Here is a 23,537-nt window from a genome sequence, read left to right on the forward strand (position 1 = left end):
CTTCTAGTATAATCGATATTTTCTTAGTAATCTTTGATAAAGTAGAATCTCAACATTCCTAAAATTTAAACAAATATTTCTATAATTCGAAAATATTTACATTTTTGTAAATTTGGTTATATTTAGGTTGTAAGTTATAAAATTATTAAAGGAGGAATTGTTATGTTTAAGAAATTAGTAGTTGGAGCTTTAGCGACAGGTATTGCATTAACAGGAGGAATTGGGGCCGCATCAGCAAGTACAACAACTACAGAAAATACTGTTAGTCCTAAAACTGAATTAAATACATTAGATTCGATTTTTAAAAGGGATGAAATCAGATATGATAATAGGTTTGCTAACTATTTTTATCAAAATGGAGTTCATTGGTACCTGAAAGGAATAGAGGTAAAACATGATAAAGAAGGTAAAGTTTATTACGTAGGACATTATGAAGGAAGAAAAGGATAATGAAGTTTTAAATAGAAAAGCCTCAATAAGGAGGCTTTTCTATTTATTTAGAACTACTTTTCCATAAAGAAAAGACACTTACAGGTGCCTGTGACTGCTAAACTAAAGTGGTTCTTACGCACTTTTGGTGAAGGAATACAAGTATTCCTTCATTTGAAGGTATTGAACTTATGTCTTCGTTTCAAGCGGTCCACACTCATGTTTATATCCTAAAATCCATCTGTAAATCATGTCCCTGCCCTTCTTGTGGCAAGATTTCATCACGAGTACATAGTCGTTATACACGTTTTGTTCAAGACTTAGCTATTCAACAAATATCTATCCACCTACACTTACAAGTAAAGAAATTCTTTTGTGATAGCCCAACGGATATTTGTCGAGCGATTCGCGTGGCTTCAATCATATCAACGAAAAACGAATCGTTTGCAAGAAATTTCACAGAAAATTGTTCTATTCACAAACTGTACAACTGCATCTAAAGTGACGGAATCACTAGGATTTCATACAAGGCGTGATACACTTCTTCGCTTACTCTATAAAATGGAGCCGCCTACGTATCAAAACTTATTTAACATTGGAATTGATGATTTTGCTTTTAAAAAACGCAATCGTTATGGAGCGCTTATTATAGACCAAGATACAAGGCGTCCTATTACGATTTTAGAAAGCCATACAAAAAAGACGTTGTAGAGTGGTTAAAACAACATCCTACTATACAAGTTGTGAGTCGTGACGGCTCTATTTCTTACGCTTCTGCCATTTCCGAAGCACTTCCTCATGCCCAACAGGTAGCAGACCGTTGGTATATACTGAAAGGACTATTTGATGCATTGAAAGAATCACTAAACCAGCATGTTCCTGCAGAGTGGAAAAACAGCATATCAGAAATATTTCGAACAGAGTTTCCTGAACTGAAAAAAGTTCATCGCATGATTCAAGATTTTCTATCTATTGTTCGTGAAAAACGAGCTGAAGACTTAACAAATTGGTTTATAACATATAAAAACATACCATTTCCTGCCATCCAAACATTTGTAAATTACGTGGAGAAAGATATAAAAGCAATTACTGCAGCATGTTCTCTTTCACTTAGTAACGGCATAACAGAAGGACATATTAATCGACTTAAAACAATCAAACGAATGATGTATGGACGTGCAAATAGCAAATTATTAACACAAAGAGTGTTAATAACTTTGTAGGGAAAATGTTTTTCTAAAAAAATATCCAAATCTCTTTACATGGGGACATATGGATCCTCACCAAAAGTGCGTAAGAACCACTTTTATTTAGGGGTTACAGTAGGAGAAAAAATGATAAGAAATAATGAAACGAAATATATACTATTAGTATTTTTAGCTGTCTGTTTTTTAGCTACAGGTGGTATTTTTGTGAAACTAAGTGAATTACCGCCGATTAATACAGGCTTTTATCGCGTATTACTTTCTATACCGCTTTTATTACCGTTTGTATGGAAAGAGCTTAATAAAGTTTCAAAAAAAGATATTTTATTCATACTTTTAGCAGGTGATTTAATTTTATGGAACATATCATTTTATTATACTAGTGTCGCAAATGCAAATTTGTTAGCTAATTTAGTACCCATAGTAATTATTCCATTTTCATTTTTTATTTTTAAGGAAAAGATAACACGTACATTTTTTATAGGATCTATTATTACAATATCTGGGTTAATTGTTTTAGGTAGTGGTAAAGCAGTAATAACAACAGATAATTTATTTGGAGATATGTTGGCCTTTTTAACTGCTTTTTTCTATGCATTCTTTTTATTGACAGTATATAAAGTACGAGAAAGAGGAAGCGCTAGTATTATTATGTTTGTTAGTGCTTTTGGAAGTGCAGTAACAATTTTCATTGCTATGCTTTTTACTGAAGGAGTTTATATTCCAAGCGGTACTTCAGAATAGATGCCTTTAATAGGTTTAGCTATTTTTTCACAGATCTTAGGGCAAGGGCTACTGAGTTTTTGTTTGGGTAAAGTTAATGTTGCACTATCCTCTATATTAGTTTTATTACAACCAATCGTAGCTGCAATATATGCATGGTTTATTTTTACTCAGAAGCTTACAATAGTGGAAGTAATGGGGATGTTAATTGCTTTAGTTGGGATCTATATTGTGAAAATGAAAAAGAAACAAAAAGTGTCAGACGAATCAAAAGAGGAAATTGTAAGTTAAAAAGTATGTTTAAATAAAAAGATGATTTTTAAAATATAAAAATCGTCTTTTTATTTTCGCGTGCCCAGCTAAGCTGGGCACTGCTTGCTGGTGAGGAACAAACTGTATTTACAATTGGAAGAGATGGTAAAAGGTTTAAATAGAATTCTACAAGGATTCAAGAATTATTACAGCCTATCTTCAATGGGACGGAAGTGGCTCGGTAAAATAGATTGGTATGTCTTAGAACGGCTTAACCTTTTCTGGAATAAGAAAAGAAATGTTCGAAAGAAACATGGTCGGATTAAGGACTTGATGAAGAAAACAACATACACACTCGTGAAAGTAGGAAGTTAGAACAAAACTGAATGCCAAAGAAGGAAGAACATCGGAAAGCCGTATGAGGGAAAACCTCACGTACGGTTTGATGAGGGGAAGCTGAAACAGAAAAGGGATGGTAAAGCCATCCCTAAAGAAAATTTAATCTGTTTCAGTTTTCTACTCTACGAGGATATGATTTTAACTTCGCTTGATGGGCAATTGGCGAGATACCTTATAAGAATAAATTATAAATATAGATAAATAAATTGTAATTTACTCTGTTGAAGTGATGCACCTAAAATGAAGATAACAATTATATCAGGGGTAATTTTATGAGTAATAAATTAAAATATTTATTAGGGGTTAGCATTACCGGATTTGGGGATGGAATTCAACAAATTGCCTTGCTATGGTATATTTTTCATTTAACAGGACAAGCAACTTCTATCGGATTAATGATTGCAATTTATTATATACCAAGTATCATTTTAACACCTTTTGTGTCTGTTTATGTAGATCATCATGATTCTAAAAATATTGTTGTTCTAACAGATATTATTCGATTTGTACTTGTTTTAATCATGGCAATACTTATTTTCATAAAATTTGAATCAGTATTTATTTTTTACACTATGCAATTCTTATTAGCAGTTTGCTACACCGTTTACAAACCTGCATCTTCTGCATTTATTAAGGAAGCATTCTGTAATCATGATATACCATTTGTTATATCAAAAGCATCTTCATTAAATGAAGCAGCATTACTAGTGGGAACTGGTATATCTGGGTTATTTCTAATTGAATTTTCTTTAGCCACTAGTTTCTTTATTAATTCTGTAACATTTTTAGTTGCGGCCATTTTCTTTTCTTCTATAAAAAGAATGAACCCTAAAAAAATAAAAAATACAAGAATATCCTACTTTGCAGAATTAATATCGGGATGGCGTTTTATTAATCAAATAGAAGGAATGAAGTACTTACTGTTTTTATCCATTTTGAATAGCATTAGCATACAAATGACAACAACTTTATTATTACCTCTTGCAGAACAGTTTGAAGGAGGTAGCGGACTTTACTCAATATTTGAGATAGCATTTTCAGTAGGAGGAATTATAGCAGGTTTGATTGCTATCTATTTTTTAAAAAAGTTTAAACATAAAGTTATTTTTATTACGATGATGGGTATGGCAACCTCTTCTTTTTTATTATATTTGAATGACTATAAAACAACGGCCGTTATTTGTATATTTATAATGGGGCTATTTACCATGTCGCATTTGATTATTGTGCAAACGTTAATACAGTTGAATACTACAACAGAATATATTGGTAGAGTAATAGGCTTAAGAACAATTCTAGCATCATTTGTTAAGATATCGTCCGCTCTGTCGACTGGTATTTTCATAACTCATATGGGAGTGAATAATATTTTGCTTTTATTTTCTATCTTAATATTGGCTAGCTTTATTACGATTGGAAATATAAAAAAACACATGTATTGAAATGAAGGGAAATACATGTAGAAGGATTTAACAAAATTACACATTGCGATATTAAATTTCCTGATATATCGATAATCGAAGAGATTCTTAAACAAGCAGATCATGTAAGGAAATTATTACATATGGACATTCGACCAGCAAATCTAATTGGATATAACGGAGAAGTTAAGGCGTTGGTTGATGGGGATAATGCTCTAATTGGTCACCCGCTGTTAGAACTTATGAGGATAGCTGAAACTAATGAAATTGATTGGTATGAATTTAAAGATGGATATAAGAATAAAGGTATCTTTGCATCTATTCCTCGTATTGTCAGCTTATTTTATCAGCTTGATACAGCGGTAATGCTTGCAAATCTGTTTATAGCGCAACTGAAAATAGAGGATAAAGGCATATTCTATAAAGAGCGTGTGAAAACACTTCATAATGAAATACATCGATATTTATAAAAATAAATACGAGCAAAATGCACAAAATTTTCGTTCTGGGGGTAGTATAAAATTTTAAGTTGATGGGCATGTGACGTGCCCCCCATGCCCATCAACTTAAGAATATTTATTATCCTCAAGTGCAAATAACGTTGCTACGTAAAAAAAAGAAAAAGAACTTCTGATGTTTAAAAAATGAATTAAAGAAGGACGCATAAATCATACCTTTTTCAGATGTTAATACGCAAGGAAAATTCATTTATTAATCAAATAGCTCCCTTGGAATCATTTTTTCTGATTCTCGAATCCTAAAAAAATAAATAGGTATTTTTTCTATTGGCACTTCCTTAATGGGTTCTAAATTACCATTACAGATGGGTAAGAAAGCTAATCCTTTTCCCTGAGCAATAAATTCCTTAATAAGTGAATAAGAATCTAGTTGCTGAAGCTGCTTTTGAGAAAGGTTATTCTTCTTTATGAATTCGATTGTATAATTTCTAAAGGGACATTGTTTATCATGGCTAACAAAAAAGAACTCCTTTGAATATTCAATATTGGATAATCCTTTTGCTTTTAGTAAACCCATAGAAATTGTTGAACTAAATACTTTTTGAAATACTGGATCAGAATAATCCTCATAAGTTATGACCATATCAACTCTTTGTTTCTTTAATAGTTGTTGCAAATAATTACTACTGTCCATATATATTTGATAATTCCTGAAATTTTCTTTGATACGTGTACTTAAATAATCTGACAAAATAGACTGTGACGTTGCTATTCGATAAGAAGTGTCACTCATTTTAATTTCATTTTTGGCTTCCTCTATTAGATTTAATATTTTATTAGTATAATCTAACAAAATATCGCCTGATGGCAATAGGGAAACACCTTTGTTATTTCTATGTAGTAGCGGTGTTTCTAATTCTTGTTCTAATCTTTTAATTCGTTCAGTTACATTTGGTTGAACATAACCTAATTCTTTTGCAGCCTTGCTAATTGACCCTTCACTTACTACAGTTTTAAATATGATAAGATCATTGATTTCCATTCATTTCAACTCCTTATTAGGTATCAGTATAAATGATATAGAGCATCATTTATACCTATTTTACACTGTCTTAATGTCAAACTATTATAATATATATAATATCGAAAGTGAGTGATAAACATGATTGGGATGCAATATAAGATTATCTTGCCAAAAGATTATGATATGGAGATTATTAGACAAAGGGTAAAACAGAATGGGCATAAAACAGATGGGTTTCAAGGGCTAAATTTTAAGGTGTATTTAATTACTGAGGCTGTGGAAAATAAAAATCTATATAATTCTTATGCCCCGTTATATATTTGGAATAACCATGAGGGAATGAACAAATTTATCTTTGATGGTTTTTATGACAATATTTTAGAATCCTTTGGATGGCAACAAATTAATATTGGTGTTCCTTTATCTATTCATTTAGATAAAGATTTTAATAACAGTAGATATGTTGTTGAATATACAGGGAATATTTCTAAAAGTAAATCGTTAAGTGGAATTCCATTGAATACCAATAATCAATATGTGAACAATGCAGAAAAAAGTTTGGGGAATGTATTAGTGTATAATCCCGATAAATGGGGCTATAGTCAATTTAGTTTTTATCAAGAAAAACCAGAATTTAACTCACTAGATAACCTTACATTATATGAAGTTTTACATGTTTCACAATAGAAATTAATCTCAAAAACGATACAATTAGAAAAGGAATGAGAGTATATGCCTTTTGTTAACGTTTACTATCCTAAAGGTCTTTTGAAGAAAGAAGAAGAATTAAAAAAGGTGAGTAATAGTATTCACTATTCGTTGATTGAACATTTTGAAATACCTGAAAATGATTATTTTCAAATGTTTTTTCCCTACTCTTCTAATCATTTTTTTTATGATTCGGATTATCTATTAGAAGGAGAGGAAAAGAGAACAGAAAACATGATGCACGTTTCTATTACATGTGGGCCAGGAAGAACGATAAATCAGAAAAAGAGGTTGTATAAATCCATATCAAAAGCTATTTCTAATCATTTAAACATCTCTACAACTGATATTTTTATTATATTAAACGAGACATCGGCTGAAAACTGGTCATTTGGTCAAGGAGTAGTGCAATTGGTTAATATGAAGGAGAGAAAAGAATAGTGAATGATCGTATCGAATCCAATATACCAAAGAAAATGAGAGAAATGGCTCCTGATTTTGTTGAGTATAGTGAAAATATATTATTTGACAAAATATGGAGAAATCCTACTTTAACATCTAGAGAAAGAAGTTTATGTACACTATCTGCTCTAATTAGTATAGGTAATACTGAACAATTACCATTTCATCTACAATTAGCTAAAAAAAATGGAATTAGCGAAAAGGAAATTATTGCTTTGATAACACATATGGCATTTTACGTTGGATGGCCTAAAGCTGCCTCTTCATTAAATCTAATAATCAATTAAATATGAAAATTTAATAATTAGCATGACGTTGAACACTCTTGCGCTAAAGGATATGGTAATAACTTAATATTCATAATAGAGGAACGTGGTTTATCCATTTCTCATACAATGATTATGTATTGGGCTCATCAGTATGGTCCAGAATTAGATAAACGAACTAGGGTTCAAGTATTTTGACACAGCTACATCCATTCTTTCTGGAGTAGAAGCTATGCATATGATGAAAAAAACAGATTGATTTACAGGACCAGTCTGTCCAAAATCAGAAAGAATTCATCCATCGATTGTTTGAAATTGTAGCATAAAATACAATTCTGTTAGGAATATATACATTTTACTGGCTTCATTTTATTTTTACACTAGAACCATAAGGAATACGAGAGGGGAAATTATGGATACATTATTGAAAAAAATAAAACTACTTAGTAAACAAGAACCAAAAACATTGGAGCAAATGGTTTTAAAATTAACCGAAGAGGTTGGTGAGACATCTCAAGCAGTATTGTCTTATTTAAAAGTAAACGGCAGTGAATATAAGAAATTAGAAATAAATGATGTCAAGGAAGAGTGTATAGATGTGATTCTCGTATCGCTCGCTTTATTTTATAAACTAACGGAAGATGAACATGAATTACAGGAATTAATGGAGAAAAAAATGAAAAAGTGGGAGAATGGAATGCGATAAATACTATTTTTGAAACTACTAGCATGAACTAGTAGTTTTTTGTTTTTATGAACATTTTTTACATTTAGTTTATAAATTGAATATTCATATGTCATTTATCCCGTCAGTAAGACTTCAATATATATAATAGGGATGAAATTGTTCGTTATTATTTTCAGATATTTGTTGAGAAAATATTAATTTAAAAATGTAGTAAATTGCTACTTTTATCATGTCTGTGGTTGAAGTGTAAATATAAATATACTGGTTTCAGAGGGAAAAGGTACAGTTTTTGAGCAAATGACTGTTTTTATAATAGGTGATATTAATATTTTACTATATAGATATAATTAAAATTTTATCTGAAAAATAAAAAAATATTGACAAGATTATTGAGAAACATTATCATTTCGTTGTGAGTAAAGAAAATGAAAATCATTATCAATTGAAGTAGTTTTGAAAAGCGAAGTGAAAATACGAAAATCTATACTTGACAGATAAGCTTACTATGTATATTATTTTTGTTGAGATATAATTGATAATGATTATCAATATCGATAAAAAGAATCTTATTTTCTCATGTTAGACAGGAATAAGAAATCGATTTTAAAAAGAAAGGACTTGGGGATATGAGTTGTAACGAGTTCAAGGGGAAAATAGTCTTAGTTACTGGGGCAGCCCAAGGAATTGGTAAAACAGTGGCCAGTATGCTTGCTGAGAGGGGGGCTGAAGTTGCTGCTGTAGATACCAATCTTTCAGCTCTTCAATTACTTTCACATTCTCATGAATTAGAAGGAACAATTTTGAAAGCGTTCCAATTGGATGTCAGTAACAGTGCGGCAGTAGAAAGTGTAGTAGATCAAATTGAAAATGAAATGGGATCTATTGATATTTTAGTAAATGTTGCTGGTGTTTTACGAATGGGTCAAATTCCATCTTTTCGTAATGAAGATTGGAATGCCACTTTTTCTGTCAATTCTACAGGGGTATTTTATATGTCCCGTGCAGTTAGTAATCGTATGATCGGGAGAAAGTCTGGCGTCATTGTGACGGTTGGTTCAAATGCAGCGAATATTCCGAGAATAGGGATGGCGGCATATGCAGCATCAAAAGCGGCAGTAACGATGTTTACAAAATGTTTAGGATTAGAGCTTGCAGAGTACAATATTCGCTGTAATGTAGTTTCGCCAGGTTCAACTGAAACAGAGATGCAGCGGCAACTTTGGACAGATGAAAATGGACCTGAAAGGATTATTGCAGGTTCACAAGATACATATAGATTGGGAATTCCACTTCAAAAAATAGCGACACCTGTAGAAATTGCTGAAGGAGTATTATTTTTAGCTTCAGATAAGGCAAGTCATATTACGATGCATAATTTATGTATCGATGGTGGTGCAACTTTAGGAGTTTAAAAAATGATTGCGGGAGGAATTTCAAATTATGAATCATACAGCTACTTTAAACGAATTAGCGACAAGTTTATTGCGTGATTACAAAGCTGGGTCTTCGTTCTTTTTTGCTTCACCATATCGAACGATGCTAGCTGAAGGAACGTTTGCTACAGTTAAACATAGCCAGGCAGAAAAATTCCCTGAGATTGTTCAATCTGTATTAAAAAGTGCAAAACAAACGGGACATCAAAATCCCATTGTAGTAGGGGCGCTACCTTTTGATCGAACAAAAACAATGCAACTTATTGTTCCTCAGGAAACAAGAGTTACAGATCGTTTACAGTGGGATGTTACAGAACAAACTCAGGACTCTTCCTCTGTACATAGATTTAAAATGAAGCCGATTCCAACGCCTTTAGAATATATGCGTGGTGTGGAGCAAGGAATAGCAAAAATAAAGAGTGGTGACTTGAAAAAAATCGTTTTATCAAGATCATTAGATGTTTGTTCTTCAGGGGAAATTGATGTTCAGAAATTGCTATATGATTTAGCAAAACACAATCCACATGGCTATACGTTTGCGGTAGATTTACCAAATAATGAGGATAGTGCAAAGCAGAAACGCACTCGGACCTTGATAGGAGCTAGTCCCGAATTGCTTGTTTCAAAAAGAGGGATGCAAGTTATTTCTAACCCGCTTGCAGGATCTAGACCTCGAAGTGGAGATCCTGCTGAAGATAAGAGGCGAGCAGAAGATTTACTTTCCTCAGCGAAAGATTTACATGAACATGCGGTTGTGGTAGAGGCAGTAGCGGCAGCGCTTCGTCCCTATTGCCGTACGTTACATGTGCCAGAAAAGCCATCGCTCATTTATAGTGAAACGATGTGGCATTTATCTACGGAAGTGAAAGGGGAGCTACTGGATGAATCTATCTCTGCATTAGAATTAGCATCTGTACTTCATCCGACACCTGCTGTTTGCGGAACACCTACTGAAAAAGCGCGTGAAGCAATTCAAGAAATTGAACCATTTGATCGAGAGTTTTTCACGGGCATGCTTGGTTGGAGTGATATAAATGGTGATGGGGAATGGATTGTAACAATTCGCTGTGCGGAAGTAGAAGAGAATTCACTTCGTTTATATGCTGGAGCTGGTATTGTTGCGGAATCAAAGCCTGAGGATGAATTAGCAGAAACATCAGCGAAATTCCGTACAATGCTTCAAGCTATGGGATTACATGAGGACTCATTGGAGGGATAAATGATGCTATTAGGATGCTATGAATGGCCTAAAAAATTTGCAAATCGTTACAGAGAAGCTGGTTGTTGGCGCGGAGAAACGTTTGGAGAAATGCTTAGAGAGCGGGCTATCAAGTATGGTGAACGCATCGCATTGACGAGCGGGGAAGATCATATAAGTTATAAAGAATTTGATAAACGAGTGGATCGTTTAGCCGCTGGTTTTCTATCACTAGGAATTAAAAAAACAGATCGTGTCGTTCTTCAATTACCAAATATGATAGAGTTTTTTGAAGTGTGTTTTGCACTTTTTCGAATTGGGGCTCTCCCTGTGTTCGCTCTGCCAGCACATCGAAGTAGTGAGATTTGTTATTTTTGTGAATTTGCTGAAGCTACTGCTTATATTATTGCAGATAAACAACTTGGATTTGACTATCGAAATCTTGCAAGAGACGTGAAAAGAAAAGTACCGACATTGAAGCATATCATTGTTGTTGGTGAGGAAGAAGAATTTGTTGGAATTCGTAATTTATATAGGGAACCAGTTGACTTACCTGAAGTGAAATCTAGCGATGTAGCTTTCTTACAACTATCAGGGGGGACAACGGGACTACCGAAACTCATTCCAAGAACACACGATGACTACATTTATAGTTTGCGAGTAAGCGCTGAGATTTGTCGATTGAACGAGGGTAGTGTATATCTCGCTGTTCTTCCGGTTGCTCATAATTACCCGCTCAGCTCACCAGGAACTCTCGGAACATTTTATGCTGGGGGAAGGGTTGTGCTCGCTTCTGGAGGGAGTCCTGATGAAGCGTTTGCTTTAATTGAGAAGGAACGCGTCACAATTACAGCGCTTGTACCGCCGCTTGCGATGATATGGCTGGATGCAAAACCATCGCGCCATAATGATTTATCTAGCCTTCAAGTTTTGCAAGTTGGAGGGGCGAAGTTTAGCGCAGAAGCTGCAAAGCGTATACGTCCTACATTTGGGTGTACATTGCAACAAGTATTTGGCATGGCAGAAGGATTAGTCAATTATACAAGACTTGATGATTGTGAAGAAATGATTATTCATACGCAAGGGCGACCTATGTCAGAGTTTGATGAAGTACGTGTCGTAGATGAAAATGACTATGACGTAAAGCCGGGTGAAGTGGGAAGGCTATTAACTCGTGGTCCCTATACGATTCGCGGTTATTATAAAGCGGAAGAACATAATGCGAAATCTTTTACACCTGATGGTTTTTACCGTACAGGTGATCTCGTGAAAATAAATGAGCACGGGTATTTAGTCGTCGAAGGTCGCGATAAAGATCAAATTAATCGCGGCGGGGAAAAAGTAGCAGCAGAAGAGGTAGAAAATCATCTGTTAGCCCATCATTCCGTTCATGATGCTGCAATTGTATCAATGCCTGATGAGTATTTAGGAGAACGTACTTGTGCCTTCGTCATCGCACGCGGACAACAGCCATCCGTAGGAGAGCTGAAAACATTTTTAAGAGAACGCGGAATTGCGGCGTATAAAATTCCGGATCGAATTGAATTTGTTAAAGCGTTTCCGCAAACTGGTGTAGGGAAAGTAAGTAAGAAAGAATTACGAAAAGCAATTGCTGAAAGATTGCAGTCTACCATTCATTCATAATGTTTTCATTATATATTCAATTAACTTGGAAGGAAGTGATTAGATGGCGATTCCTGCTATCTCCATATATAAAATGCCAACTGAATCAGATTTACCAATGAATAAAGTAACGTGGAAATTAGATCCAAAACGTGCAGTACTTCTTATTCACGACATGCAAGAGTATTTTCTTGATGCGTACTGTGATGAAGAATCTCCAAAAGTAGAGCTCATTTCTAATATTCAGCGAATAAGACAAACTTGTAAGGGACTTCATGTACCCGTTATTTATACGGCGCAGCCAGGTGGACAAACATTGGAACAAAGAGGGTTATTACAAGATTTTTGGGGTGCTGGTATCCCAGAAGGACCATATAAACAGAAAATTGTTGATGACCTTGCACCTGATGACCATGATATTTTTCTTACAAAATGGAGATATAGTGCCTTTAAAAAGACAAATTTATTAGACATTTTGCATGAACAAGGTCGTGATCAATTGATCATTTGCGGTGTATATGCGCATATTGGATGTCTTTTAACAGCATGTGAAGCGTTTATGGATGGCATTCAACCTTTCTTCATCGCTGATGCAGTTGCCGATTTTTCATTCGATCATCATAGACAAGCCATGCAATATGCATCCGATCGATGCGCGGTAACAACAACAACGAATGCAGTATTAACAGATTTACAATGTGTAAAAGAGGGAAGCGAATCGTCCATTACACTACAAATGATACGTGAACAAGTCGCCCAGCTACTGCGCGAGTCCCCAGCGGCTATTACAAATGATGAAAATTTATTAAACCGCGGATTAGACTCTGTTAGATTGATGAGTTTAGTAGAGAAGTGGCGCCAAAATGGTGTAGAAGTTAGTTTTGCTGATTTAGCGGAACACCCAACAATTTCAGACTGGTTTCGAATGATAGCATCACAAAAAGAAAGAGTACTGTAAATTGCAGATTACAAAATAAAGGGGTCATACAGTATGTCTAATTATCGAAATATTCGCCATTCATTGTCATCTGCGCAATCCGGAATGTGGTTTGCGCAGCAACTTGATCCAGATAATCCAATTTATAATACAGCTGAATATGTGGAGATACATGGGGTAGTGAATCCAGAAATATTTGAATTAGCAGTCCGCACTGTTGTAATGGAAGCAGAAGCATTACATGTTCATTTTGAAGAAGATGAAGCGGGCCCATGGCAAGTCATTGCTGATTCTTTAGATTTTCATATGCATTTCATCGATGTCAGTTCAGAAAATGATCCGAAACGTGCGGCTGAAATGTGGATGAAAGAAAATATATCTATGCCGATTGATTTACAAAAAGACAAGTTGTTTACCGAAGCATTATTCCAAGTAGCATCTGATCATTTTATTTGGTATCAGCGTATTCATCACATTGTAATGGATGGATACGGTTTCTCGTTACTTGTCCAAAAAGTAGCAAAAGTATATACGAGGTTAATGAATCAGCAATCGTATCATGAGAAGCCATTCGGTTCTTTACAACAAGTTTTAGCGGAAGATGCTGTATATCGAAACTCTTCTCAAATTGAGAAAGACCGCAATTTCTGGTTAGAACGATTTCAAGATTTATCAGAAGTGATTAGTTTAGCTGAACATACGTCTAAAACATCTAAAGAATTTTTACGTCAAACAGCTTATGTATCGCATTTGCAAACAAAATCATTACAGCAAGTAGCGCTGGAGTGCAATGTAAATTGGCCAGACTTGATTATCGCTGCACTTGCCATTTATCTTCATAAATTAACAAGTGCTAAAGATATTGTCTTAGGATTACCGATGATGGGACGTTTAGGATCGTCATCGATCAATACGCCGAGTATGGTAATGAATGTTGTTCCGCTTAAATTGTCCTTATCTTCTCATATGAGTTTCGCTGAAGTTGCTGAGCAAGTCGCTCATGAAATACGCGAAATACGTCTTCATCAAAAATATCGTCATGAAGAACTCCGCCGCGACCTTAAATTATTAGGAGAAAACCAACGATTATTTGGTCCAATCATCAATGTGATGCCATTTGATTATCGTTTGAATTTCGCTGGAAATCTTGGAGTGAAACACAATCTATCAGCGGGACCTGTAGACGATCTTTCTATACATGTATATAACCATTTTGATAAGAATGAATTCATGTTTCACTTTGATGCCAATCCTGCGATATATAGCGAAGGAGATGTAACGGCTCATAAAGACCGATTTATGCATTTTTTAGAAGCTCTAGCACATATGGATCCAACTGAATCAATTGGTAAGATGGAAGTAGTACTTCCAAAGGAACAACATCAAGTAATACAAGCGTGGAATGCAACTTCTGTAGAGAAAGAACGTATCAGTCTGCCAAATTTATTTGAGAAGCAAGCAAATCAAACACCAAATGCAACAGTGGTAGTAGGCGGAGAATGGCAACTGACTTATCAAGAATTAAACGAACGAGCAAATAAGCTAGCGCATTTCTTGTTAGAACAAGGGGTGCAGCCGGGACAATTTGTAGCCTTAGCATTTCCAAGGACAGTCGACATGCTAATTGGAATGTTAGCAGTACTAAAGACTGGATCCGCATATATACCAGTAGATCCTGAGTATCCAGCTGATCGAGTGCAATATATACTCAGTGATGCCAATCCTGTTTGCATGATTACAACATCTTCCGTGTTGGAAAATTTACCTAATGAGCGAAATGTGGAGACGTTTGTATTAGATAGTGAAGTAATGAAGAGAAAATTGCAACAGTATCCTTGTATCAATCCAGAAACGCGACATGCTTCTAGTCTTTTAAATCCTGCATATGCAATTTATACGTCTGGGTCAACTGGTAAACCAAAAGGTGTTGTTGTTTCAATGGAAAGTTTAAGCAATTTCTTATTAGCGATGCAGGATACATTTTCACTACAGGAAAACGACCGTTTACTAGCCGTTACAACTTTTGCCTTTGATATTTCAGCATTAGAGATGTATGTCCCGCTTATAAGCGGTGCAAGTATTAGAATTGCGCAAAAAGAAGAAATCCAAGATTCCGTTATTTTGGCGGAAGTATTACAAAAAGAAAAAATTACGATTATGCAAGCAACACCATCGCTTTGGCAAATGCTTGTTACAGATAATCCGGAAAGTATAAAGGGATTACGTGCTCTCGTAGGTGGTGAAGCACTTCCCAATGCATTGGCAGCAAAATTAAAAGAATTAAATTGTGATGTTACAAACCTTTACGGACCAACAGAAACAACCATTTGGTCTACAGCAATGCATTTGAATAATACGAACACACATATACCTCCTATTGGAAAACCAATTTGGAATACAGAAGTATATGTATTAGATGCCAGTTTGCAACCGGTTCCGCCAGAGGTAGTAGGAGAATTGTATATTGCTGGAGCAGGGCTTGCTCATGGATATTTAGGAAAACCAGATTTAACAGCAGAGCGATTTGTGGCAAATCCTTATGGGAAACCAGGAACGCGGATGTACCGTACGGGTGATCTTGTCAAATGGCGCCGAGATGGTTCTCTCGAATATATTAGTCGTGCAGACTATCAAATTAAAATGCGCGGTTTCCGTATAGAGTTAGCTGAAATAGAAACAGTACTCCATCAGCATGCAGCTGTTCAGCAAGCAGTTGTACTTGTGAGAGAAGATCAACCAGGAGATAAAAGGCTCGTTGCTTATATTGTAGGAGAATCTGCTGATTCTACAGACATTCGCTCTTATGTAGCGGAGCACTTACCGGCATATATGGTCCCTTCGGCCATTATTATATTGTCGAAATTACCGTTAACACCAAATGGGAAAATCGATCGAAAAGCACTGCCAGCACCTGATTTCAGTATAAATACAAGTGAACGAGTACCGCGAAACCCGAAAGAGGAAATCTTATGTAATCTTTTTGCGGAAGTGCTTGGGCTTAAACGAATCGGGATAGATGATCATTTCTTTGAAATGGGCGGTCATTCTCTTTTAGCATCACGCTTAACGGGACGCATTCGGGACATGTTAGGTGTAGAAATAGGAATTGGTAAGTTATTTGAGGCGCCAACCGTTGCTGCACTTGCGAAACAGTTAGATGGTGCAAAAAGTGCAAGACCAGCTTTGAAAAAGATGAAGCGTCCGAAGGAAATTCCTCTTTCCTTTTCACAGCGCCGTTTATGGTTCTTGAATTGTTTAGAAGGACCAAGTCCAACATATAATATTCCGTTAGTGATTCGTATGTCTGGTGAAATAAATAAAGAAGCATTACAAGGTGCGCTTTATGATATTGTAGAACGTCATGAGACGCTAAGAACAATCTTTCCAGATCAATTTGGAACCCCGTACCAGAAAATTCTTACAACAAAGGAGGCGAAACCTAAGCTTATTATAACGCAGACTACGGAAGCGGATTTATCTGATTTGCTTGCTGAATCAGTTCGATATAGCTTTCATTTAGCTACAGAGCCTGCCATGCGCGTTGAACTGTTTGAAATTAGGAAAAATGAACATGTACTCCTTATTTTATTACATCATATTATAGGGGATGGTTGGTCTTTAAGCCCATTCACAAAAGATCTCGCCACTTCGTATAGAGCTCGTTGTCAAGGTGAAGTCGTGCAGTGGGAAACTCTTCCAATGCAGTACGCTGATTACGCTCTTTGGCAACAAGAACTATTAGGAAATGAAGAGAGAAAGGATAGTCTGATTTCAAAACAAATTGATTTTTGGAAAGAAACATTAAAAGGATTACCAGATCAACTAGAATTGCCTGCAGACTATCAACGTCCTGCTGAAATCAGTTATCACGGGGATACGATAGATTTTCATATTCATTCAAGGTTACACAAACGTTTATTAGAACTCGCTCGCATGCATGGTGTGAGTCTATTTATGGTAATGCAAGCAGGCCTTACTGCATTGCTTACAAGATTAGGAGCTGGAACGGATATTCCAATTGGTAGCCCGATAGCTGGACGCAATGATGATGCTCTTAGTGAGATGATTGGTTTATTTATAAATACATTCGTTTTACGTACAGATACATCGGGAGATCCGACTTTTGTAGAACTGTTAAATCGAGTGAAAAAAGGAAATCTTGCTGCTTATGAACATCAAGATGTTCCATTTGAGCGACTTGTGGAAGTATTAAACCCTGTACGTTCGAGAAATAGTCATCCGCTCTTTCAAATTATGCTAGCTTTTCAAAATACACCGGAAGCTACATTTGATATTCCAAATGTAGACACAACGCTTGAGATTCAGAGCGTAGGCGCTGCCAAATTTGATTTGACGATTGAACTAAGTGAGCAAAGTACTAAAGAAGGAAACGCGAATGGATTACAAGGTTTACTAGAATATCGTACAGATTTATTTCAATATGAGACGGCTCAAAAATTTGTAACGCGGTTCATTCGACTGTTAGAAGATGCGGTAGAGAATCCAGAGAAACAGATTGGATGTTTAGAAATTTTAGAAGAAGAAGAATATCGTACAATTTTGAAAAAGTGGAATGGTGGTTTTCAAACTACAGCTGAAGTGACGCTGCCGGAATTGTTTGAGCGGCAAGTTCGCAAGGCTCCGGGTGCAACTGCTGTTGTGTTTGAGGGGAAAACATTAAGTTATGAACAGTTAAATAAGAAGGCGAATCAGTTAGCTCGTTTGTTAATTGCAAAAGGGGTAGGGCCAGAGCAAATTGTTGCGCTAGCAATGCCGCGATCACTTGATATGATGATTAGCTTATTAGCTGTTTTAAAGACAGGAGCAGGATATTTACCGTTAGATCCTCATTATCCAGCAGATCGAATTTCATTTATGTTAAGTGATGCACAGCCAGTTTGTATCATTACGAGTACAGAAGTTGAAATAGAGTATCAAGTAACAAACGTAATTGTTATTGATGATGTGAAAACAAGAAATGTGATCAATCAATATTGTACCGAGGATATTGAGGATGTAGAACGGATACAACCTTTATTACCGCTGCACGTCGCTTATGTTATTTATACGTCAGGTTCAACAGGCAAGCCAAAAGGTGTTATGATTCCGCATCAAAATGTTGTAAGGTTATTCGGTGCAACGGATCATTGGTTCCAATTTGATGAAACAGATATTTGGACAATGTTTCATTCTTATGCATTTGATTTCTCAGTTTGGGAGATTTGGGGACCGCTTTTATATGGAGGTCGACTTGTTGTTGTACCGCATACGGTCAGTCGTTCACCTCAGGAGTTTTTACATCTTCTTGTTAAGGAGAGAGTAACTGTTTTAAACCAGACCCCGTCCGCATTTTATCAACTGATGCAGGCGGATCGTGAAAACATAGAATTAGGCAAACAGCTTTCTTTACGCTATATCATTTTTGGCGGGGAGGCACTGGAATTAAGTCGCCTAGAAGATTGGTACAGCCGTCATACAGATCATGCACCAAAGCTCATTAATATGTATGGGATTACGGAAACAACTGTACATGTAAGTTATATGGAACTGGATCAAAATATAGTATCCTTACGAGCAAATAGTTTAATTGGATGTAGTATACCAGATTTGCAAGTATACGTATTAGATCCTTATTTGCAGCCTGTACCACCGGGAGTTGTTGGAGAAATGTATGTAGCAGGAGCGGGGCTTGCGCGTGGATATTTAGGACGCGCAGGATTAACGGCGGAACGCTTTATAGCAAATCCATACGGAGAACCTGGTACTCGCATGTATCGCACTGGTGACTTGGCGCGCTGGAGACAAGATGGAACATTAGATTACATAGGTCGGGCAGATCACCAAATTAAAATGCGCGGTTTCCGCATTGAACTTGGTGAAATGGAAGCTACAATTATGCAGCATCCACATGTGGAACAAGCCGCTGTTATTGTGAGGGAAGATCAGCCAGGTGATAAACGGTTAGTTGCATACATCGTTCTGTCACCACAAATACAGATGGAAACAGTTCATATGCGTCAATATGTCGGGAAGAGTCTACCAGATTATATGGTGCCATCCGCTTTTGTTGTAATCGATACGTTACCATTAACTCCAAATGGAAAGTTAGATCGAAAGGCGTTACCAGCTCCGCAATTTACAGTGTCTAATAGAATCCGAGGACCAAGAACACCGAAAGAGGAACTATTATGTGACATATTTACAGAAGTTTTACAAGTGCCTCGAATTGGAATTGACGATAGTTTCTTTGAATTCGGCGGACATTCGTTGCTTGCTGTAAAGCTAATGAGCCGTATTAGAGAGGCGTTAGGTATAGAAATAAATATCGGTCATTTATTTACAGCGCCGACAGTTTCCGCTCTTGCGGAAAGACTTGATATGGGAACGAATCAAAGTGCGTTAGATGTCATGTTACCTTTACGAACAAGCGGTGAAGAATTGCCGATATTTTGTGTTCATCCAGCGGGAGGACTGAGCTGGTGTTATGCAGGATTAATGAAATCTGTAGGAAAAGAGTATCCAATTTACGGTGTACAAGCGCGCGGTATTTCCAAAAAAGAAAAACTTCCAAAAACATTAGAGGAAATGGCTGCGGATTATCTTATACATGTTCGCGAAGTGCAACCGCATGGGCCATATAGATTATTAGGGTGGTCGCTTGGAGGAAATGTTGTTCATGCAATGGCGACGCATTTGCAAAGTGAGGGAGAAGAAGTTGAAATGCTTGTGATGCTTGATTCGTATCCAGGGCATTTCTTACCAAATACAGAGGCGCCCACTGAAGAAGAGGCACTTATCGCGTTGTTAGCTTTAGGTGGTTATGATCCAGATCATATGGATGGGAAACCACTTAATATGGAAAGTGCCATTGAAATTCTTCATAAGGATGGAAGTGCATTAGCCAGCCTAGAAAAGACAACCATTTTGAATTTAAAAGAAACATATGTAAATTCTGTTACTCTACTTGGAAAATATGTTCCAAAGAAATTTAAAGGGAATCTTATCTTTTTCAGATCGACAATGATACCAGAATGGTTTGAACCTATTTCACCGGACACGTGGTCTAGCTATATAGACGGGGAAATAGAACAGTATGATATTGACTGCCGGCATAAAGATTTATGTCAGCCGGAACCACTTGCTGAAATTGGAAAAGTTTTAGCGAATAGATTACAAGAAAAGAAAGGAGTAATCATATATGACGAATCCATTTGAAAATGATAATGATATGTATAAAGTGTTAATAAATGAAGAAGGCCAGCATTCTGTCTGGCCAGCTTTTCTCGACGTACCAGCTGGTTGGAGCGTTGTGCATGACAATGATAGTAGGCAAGCTTGTCTAGCATATATTGAATTACACTGGACGGATATGATGCCAAAGCGTCTTCGTCAATTTGAATATGTATCAGTAGGGAAGTAAGAATGAATCCAAAAATGGTTGTTACTGTTGTATATATTATCGCGATGTTTATGGCTTCAATGGATGCAACGATTGTGAATGTCGCACTTCAGACGATTAGTCAGGAGTTACAAGTGCCACCTTCAGCCATGGGGACAGTTAATGTAGGGTATTTGATTAGTCTTGCTATATTTTTACCTATTTCTGGATGGCTCGGTGATCGCTTTGGAACAAAACGAATCTTTTTAATTGCTCTTTCCATATTTACAGTTGCTTCTGCATTATGTGGTATTGCCAATAGCATTACAACTTTAAATATATTTCGGATGATTCAAGGCGTTGGTGGAGGACTTTTGACACCAGTAGGAATGGCGATGTTGTTTCGAACGTTTTCACCTGCAGAGAGGCCGAAAATTTCACGATTTATTGTGTTGCCAATTGCTGTTGCACCAGCAGTTGGCCCCATTATCAGTGGATTTTTTGTAGAGCATTTATCTTGGCGCTGGGCGTTTTATATAAACGTACCGTTCGGAATTATTGCATTTATATTTGGCATGCTGTTTCTTGTAGAACATATAGAAACAGACGCTGGAAGATTAGACTTATTAGGTTTTATTCTTTCAGCACCTGGTTTTACGATGCTAGTATATTCTTTAAGTCAAGGGCCATCAAAAGGCTGGATGTCTTTCGATGTTATCGGAACTGGAATAGGTGGAATTTTATGTATCACCTTGTTTATTATTGTCGAACTTCGAGTAAAGCACCCAATGTTAGATTTACGTTTATTACAGGAACACCTATTTCGAAATATGAGCATCATTTCATTTTTATCGGCAGCGGGATTACTTGGTATGTTATTTATATTTCCACTTATGTATCAAAATATAGGACATGCATCCGCATTAGAAACGGGTTTGACGACATTTCCAGAGGCAATTGGATTAATGATTTCATCACAAATCATACCATGGTCTTATAGAAAAATAGGATCGCGAAGACTCATTTCTATCGGTTTACTATGTGCGGCTATTTTATTCGTTTTGTTAAGCTTTGTAACGAATGAGACAAACCCATGGCTCATTCGCCTACTATTGTTTGGAATAGGTTTCTTCTTAGGACATTCTGTCGGGACGGTACAATTTTCTGCTTTTCAGCATATTCAGTCCTCTTCTATAGGAAAGGCTACAACGATATTTCATGTGCAAAATCGCTTAGGTTCTGCAATAGGTGTTGCGATTCTTGCTAGTATGTTAGCGCTTGAAAGTCATATTACAGGTGAAATGGAAGTTGGACAAACCGATATTACAGCTTATCAAGTTGCTTTATGTACCGCAGCTGGCTTTTTGTTTATCGCATTATTATTTGCATTACGTATTCGTGATGAGAGCGTAAGCAAAAAAGTAGAACAAGCATCTATACAATGAAATAAAAAAGCGGCAAGTGAGTGAAGAGATTGTAGAGGATATAAAGGGGGGATGCTAGTGATAGCTTGGAAGGATGGAGATTTCATTCCGAAACTTCATCATCGTAACTGTCAAATATGGTGGGCACAAATATCAGACTTACAACCATGGCATTTTCATTTATTAGATGAAGAGGAACGAAAAAAGGCAAATTCGTTTCATCATGCAGCGGACCGCGCCCGCTTTGTAATCGGTTGTGTAATCAGTCGTCTCGTACTTGGAAAACACCTTGCTGTGTCACCGCTTCAAGTGCCAATAGATCGGACATGTCCAGTTTGTAAATTAGCGCATGGAAGACCGCAATTACCAGATGGGATGCCGCAATTATCCGTATCGCATTCTGGAGAATATGTTGTCGTAGCATTTACAGCATCCGCGCCTGTTGGGATAGATATTGAACAAATAACGCCGAATATTGATGTTATGAATATGGCGACAGGTGTATTAACAGATACGGAAATGATGCACGTTATGCAATTGCCAGATGAAAAAAAGATTGCAGGATTCTTAACGTATTGGACGCGGAAGGAAGCTGTACTAAAGGCTACTGGAGAAGGACTGATGATCTCGCCAACTCATCTTACGGTCTCAGCACCAAATGATGCTCCTAAACTACTCGTTTTTAAGGAAAAATCATTACTCTTAGAAAATACAGTCATGAGGGAGGTGCAATTCGGTTTAGGATACATCGCATCATTGGCAGTGTTAAATAAAGAAATAACAGAGTTTCAACAGCGAAATGCTAGATCTCTTCTATATTCTTACGAAGAAGAGAGCTTGCCAATATACAAAGGTTCAGAAAAATAAAAGAGGTGTTGGTCGTGTTAGTAACCGAAAGTAAAAGAAACGAAGCTGCTGATATGACAGCCGCAAAAGCAATGAAAGATATCGTGTTTTCTTATGATAAATCATCAATGGAAACGTTAGAAAACATCATTCAAGACAGCGTTCAGTTTCATGTGATTGAACAAGAAATGTTAGAAAGGAAATATATTCCAAAAGAAGCGAAAAACTTTTTTGATCATAATGGAACATATCTTTATCGTGTATCTTCTATTTCTTATAAAGGAAAGGTATTATCTGAAAGACTCATATTTGCTGATATATCACTTTTGCCGAGTCATGTAAAGAAAGAATTAGAAAATGAATGTACCCCTGTTGAAGAAGTAGTGAGACAGCTAGATACAAGAAAAAATATTCTATATCAAGGTTACCAGCCGTCAGGACATATCCTTGAATTATTTGATGGATGTTCAGTAGAATCACATATATATCCAACTAGAAAATATCAAATTGTAAGTAAATGTAAATGCCTATTTTATATTTGTGAAGTATTTCATGCGAAACATATATATGAAGTTATGGAGTTTGAAGAAAAGGATTCTAAAGAGAGAACATAACCTTCTTAATTCTATACAATTCTCCGATTGATAAGAGAATTTTTGAATG

At 36.2% G+C, this 23,537-nt stretch carries 19 protein-coding genes and 4 pseudogenes; 22 read left to right on the forward strand and 1 reads right to left on the reverse strand.

From position 1 onward, the window contains the following. Positions 1-162 precede the first annotated feature (162 nt). The 7 genes and pseudogenes from MR063_RS07810 to MR063_RS07850 form a co-directional block, all read left to right on the forward strand. Positions 163-450, forward strand: coding sequence for an LCI fold-containing protein (locus MR063_RS07810; RefSeq protein ID WP_242195973.1), 288 nt, complete (start codon positions 163-165; stop codon positions 448-450). Between the two features lie 170 nt (positions 451-620). Next, a pseudogene (locus tag MR063_RS22275) lies at positions 621-1,652 on the forward strand (transposase). A gap of 39 nt (positions 1,653-1,691) precedes the next feature. Beyond that, entirely contained in the window at positions 1,692-2,378 is a 687-nt protein-coding gene (locus MR063_RS07830; protein WP_242195979.1) for a DMT family transporter, read from the forward strand. Next, on the forward strand, positions 2,379-2,648 hold the full coding sequence (locus tag MR063_RS07835; RefSeq protein WP_277927801.1) for a DMT family transporter: 270 nt from the start codon (positions 2,379-2,381) through the stop codon (positions 2,646-2,648). It abuts the gene before it with no gap. Positions 2,649-2,738: 90 nt separating this feature from the next. Continuing rightward, positions 2,739-2,984, forward strand: coding sequence for a group II intron maturase-specific domain-containing protein (locus tag MR063_RS07840; protein WP_313928741.1), 246 nt, complete (start codon positions 2,739-2,741; stop codon positions 2,982-2,984). Positions 2,985-3,280: 296 nt separating this feature from the next. Next, the gene (locus MR063_RS07845; protein ID WP_242195988.1) at positions 3,281-4,450 is read left to right on the forward strand and encodes an MFS transporter; all 1,170 of its coding nucleotides are present in this window, start codon (positions 3,281-3,283) and stop codon (positions 4,448-4,450) included. A 17-nt stretch (positions 4,451-4,467) separates the two neighbouring features. After that, positions 4,468-4,899 (forward strand): annotated as a pseudogene (locus MR063_RS07850) (phosphotransferase family protein); the annotation flags it as partial. Positions 4,900-5,140: 241 nt separating this feature from the next. Here the strand turns inward: MR063_RS07850 and MR063_RS07855 are convergent. Next, entirely contained in the window at positions 5,141-5,929 is a 789-nt protein-coding gene (locus MR063_RS07855) for a LysR family transcriptional regulator (RefSeq protein WP_242195991.1), read from the reverse strand. A gap of 120 nt (positions 5,930-6,049) precedes the next feature. On the opposite strand from MR063_RS07855, the gene MR063_RS07860 reads away from it, so the two are divergent. The 15 genes and pseudogenes from MR063_RS07860 to MR063_RS07930 all read left to right on the forward strand — a co-directional run bounded on the left by MR063_RS07860 (position 6,050) and on the right by MR063_RS07930 (position 23,488). Then, complete coding sequence (locus MR063_RS07860) at positions 6,050-6,598, forward strand: DUF4865 family protein (RefSeq protein WP_242195994.1); 549 nt, start codon at positions 6,050-6,052, stop codon at positions 6,596-6,598. Between the two features lie 45 nt (positions 6,599-6,643). Next, the gene (locus tag MR063_RS07865) at positions 6,644-7,060 is read left to right on the forward strand and encodes a tautomerase family protein (RefSeq protein WP_242195997.1); all 417 of its coding nucleotides are present in this window, start codon (positions 6,644-6,646) and stop codon (positions 7,058-7,060) included. Further along, on the forward strand, positions 7,060-7,368 hold the full coding sequence (locus tag MR063_RS07870) for a carboxymuconolactone decarboxylase family protein (protein WP_242196000.1): 309 nt from the start codon (positions 7,060-7,062) through the stop codon (positions 7,366-7,368). The genes MR063_RS07865 and MR063_RS07870 overlap by 1 nt, the downstream gene beginning before the upstream one ends. Before the next feature lie 72 nt (positions 7,369-7,440). After that, positions 7,441-7,530 (forward strand): annotated as a pseudogene (locus MR063_RS22280) (IS6 family transposase); the annotation flags it as partial. Continuing rightward, positions 7,526-7,673, forward strand: a pseudogene (locus MR063_RS07880) (IS6 family transposase); the annotation flags it as partial. The pseudogenes MR063_RS22280 and MR063_RS07880, both read left to right, overlap by 5 nt. A gap of 86 nt (positions 7,674-7,759) precedes the next feature. After that, the gene (locus tag MR063_RS07885) at positions 7,760-8,053 is read left to right on the forward strand and encodes a MazG-like family protein (RefSeq protein WP_242196003.1); all 294 of its coding nucleotides are present in this window, start codon (positions 7,760-7,762) and stop codon (positions 8,051-8,053) included. A 608-nt stretch (positions 8,054-8,661) separates the two neighbouring features. Then, on the forward strand, positions 8,662-9,447 hold the full coding sequence (locus MR063_RS07890; protein ID WP_242196006.1) for a 2,3-dihydro-2,3-dihydroxybenzoate dehydrogenase: 786 nt from the start codon (positions 8,662-8,664) through the stop codon (positions 9,445-9,447). 28 nt (positions 9,448-9,475) lie between these two features. Continuing rightward, entirely contained in the window at positions 9,476-10,687 is a 1,212-nt protein-coding gene (dhbC, locus tag MR063_RS07895; protein ID WP_242196009.1) for an isochorismate synthase DhbC, read from the forward strand. Positions 10,688-10,690: 3 nt separating this feature from the next. Next, a complete protein-coding gene (locus MR063_RS07900) occupies positions 10,691-12,310 on the forward strand; it encodes a (2,3-dihydroxybenzoyl)adenylate synthase (RefSeq protein WP_242196012.1) in 1,620 nt (539 codons plus the stop codon). Positions 12,311-12,353: 43 nt separating this feature from the next. Further along, a complete protein-coding gene (locus tag MR063_RS07905) occupies positions 12,354-13,247 on the forward strand; it encodes an isochorismatase family protein (RefSeq protein ID WP_242196016.1) in 894 nt (297 codons plus the stop codon). 33 nt (positions 13,248-13,280) lie between these two features. Then, positions 13,281-20,441, forward strand: a complete 7,161-nt coding sequence (locus MR063_RS07910; protein WP_242196019.1) for an amino acid adenylation domain-containing protein — start codon at positions 13,281-13,283, stop codon at positions 20,439-20,441. After that, the gene (locus MR063_RS07915) at positions 20,425-20,646 is read left to right on the forward strand and encodes an MbtH family protein (RefSeq protein WP_242196022.1); all 222 of its coding nucleotides are present in this window, start codon (positions 20,425-20,427) and stop codon (positions 20,644-20,646) included. The genes MR063_RS07910 and MR063_RS07915 overlap by 17 nt, the downstream gene beginning before the upstream one ends. 2 nt (positions 20,647-20,648) lie before the next feature. Beyond that, entirely contained in the window at positions 20,649-22,049 is a 1,401-nt protein-coding gene (locus MR063_RS07920; RefSeq protein ID WP_242196025.1) for an MDR family MFS transporter, read from the forward strand. Positions 22,050-22,106: 57 nt separating this feature from the next. Next, a complete protein-coding gene (locus tag MR063_RS07925) occupies positions 22,107-22,895 on the forward strand; it encodes a 4'-phosphopantetheinyl transferase family protein (protein WP_396021825.1) in 789 nt (262 codons plus the stop codon). A 14-nt stretch (positions 22,896-22,909) separates the two neighbouring features. Further along, on the forward strand, positions 22,910-23,488 hold the full coding sequence (locus MR063_RS07930) for a cold-shock protein (protein WP_242196030.1): 579 nt from the start codon (positions 22,910-22,912) through the stop codon (positions 23,486-23,488). Positions 23,489-23,537: the final 49 nt, after the last annotated feature.

Origin of the sequence: Bacillus cereus group sp. BfR-BA-01492 (assembly GCF_022662815.1) — a bacterium.
GTDB classification, from domain to species: domain Bacteria; phylum Bacillota; class Bacilli; order Bacillales; family Bacillaceae_G; genus Bacillus_A; species Bacillus_A cereus_BD.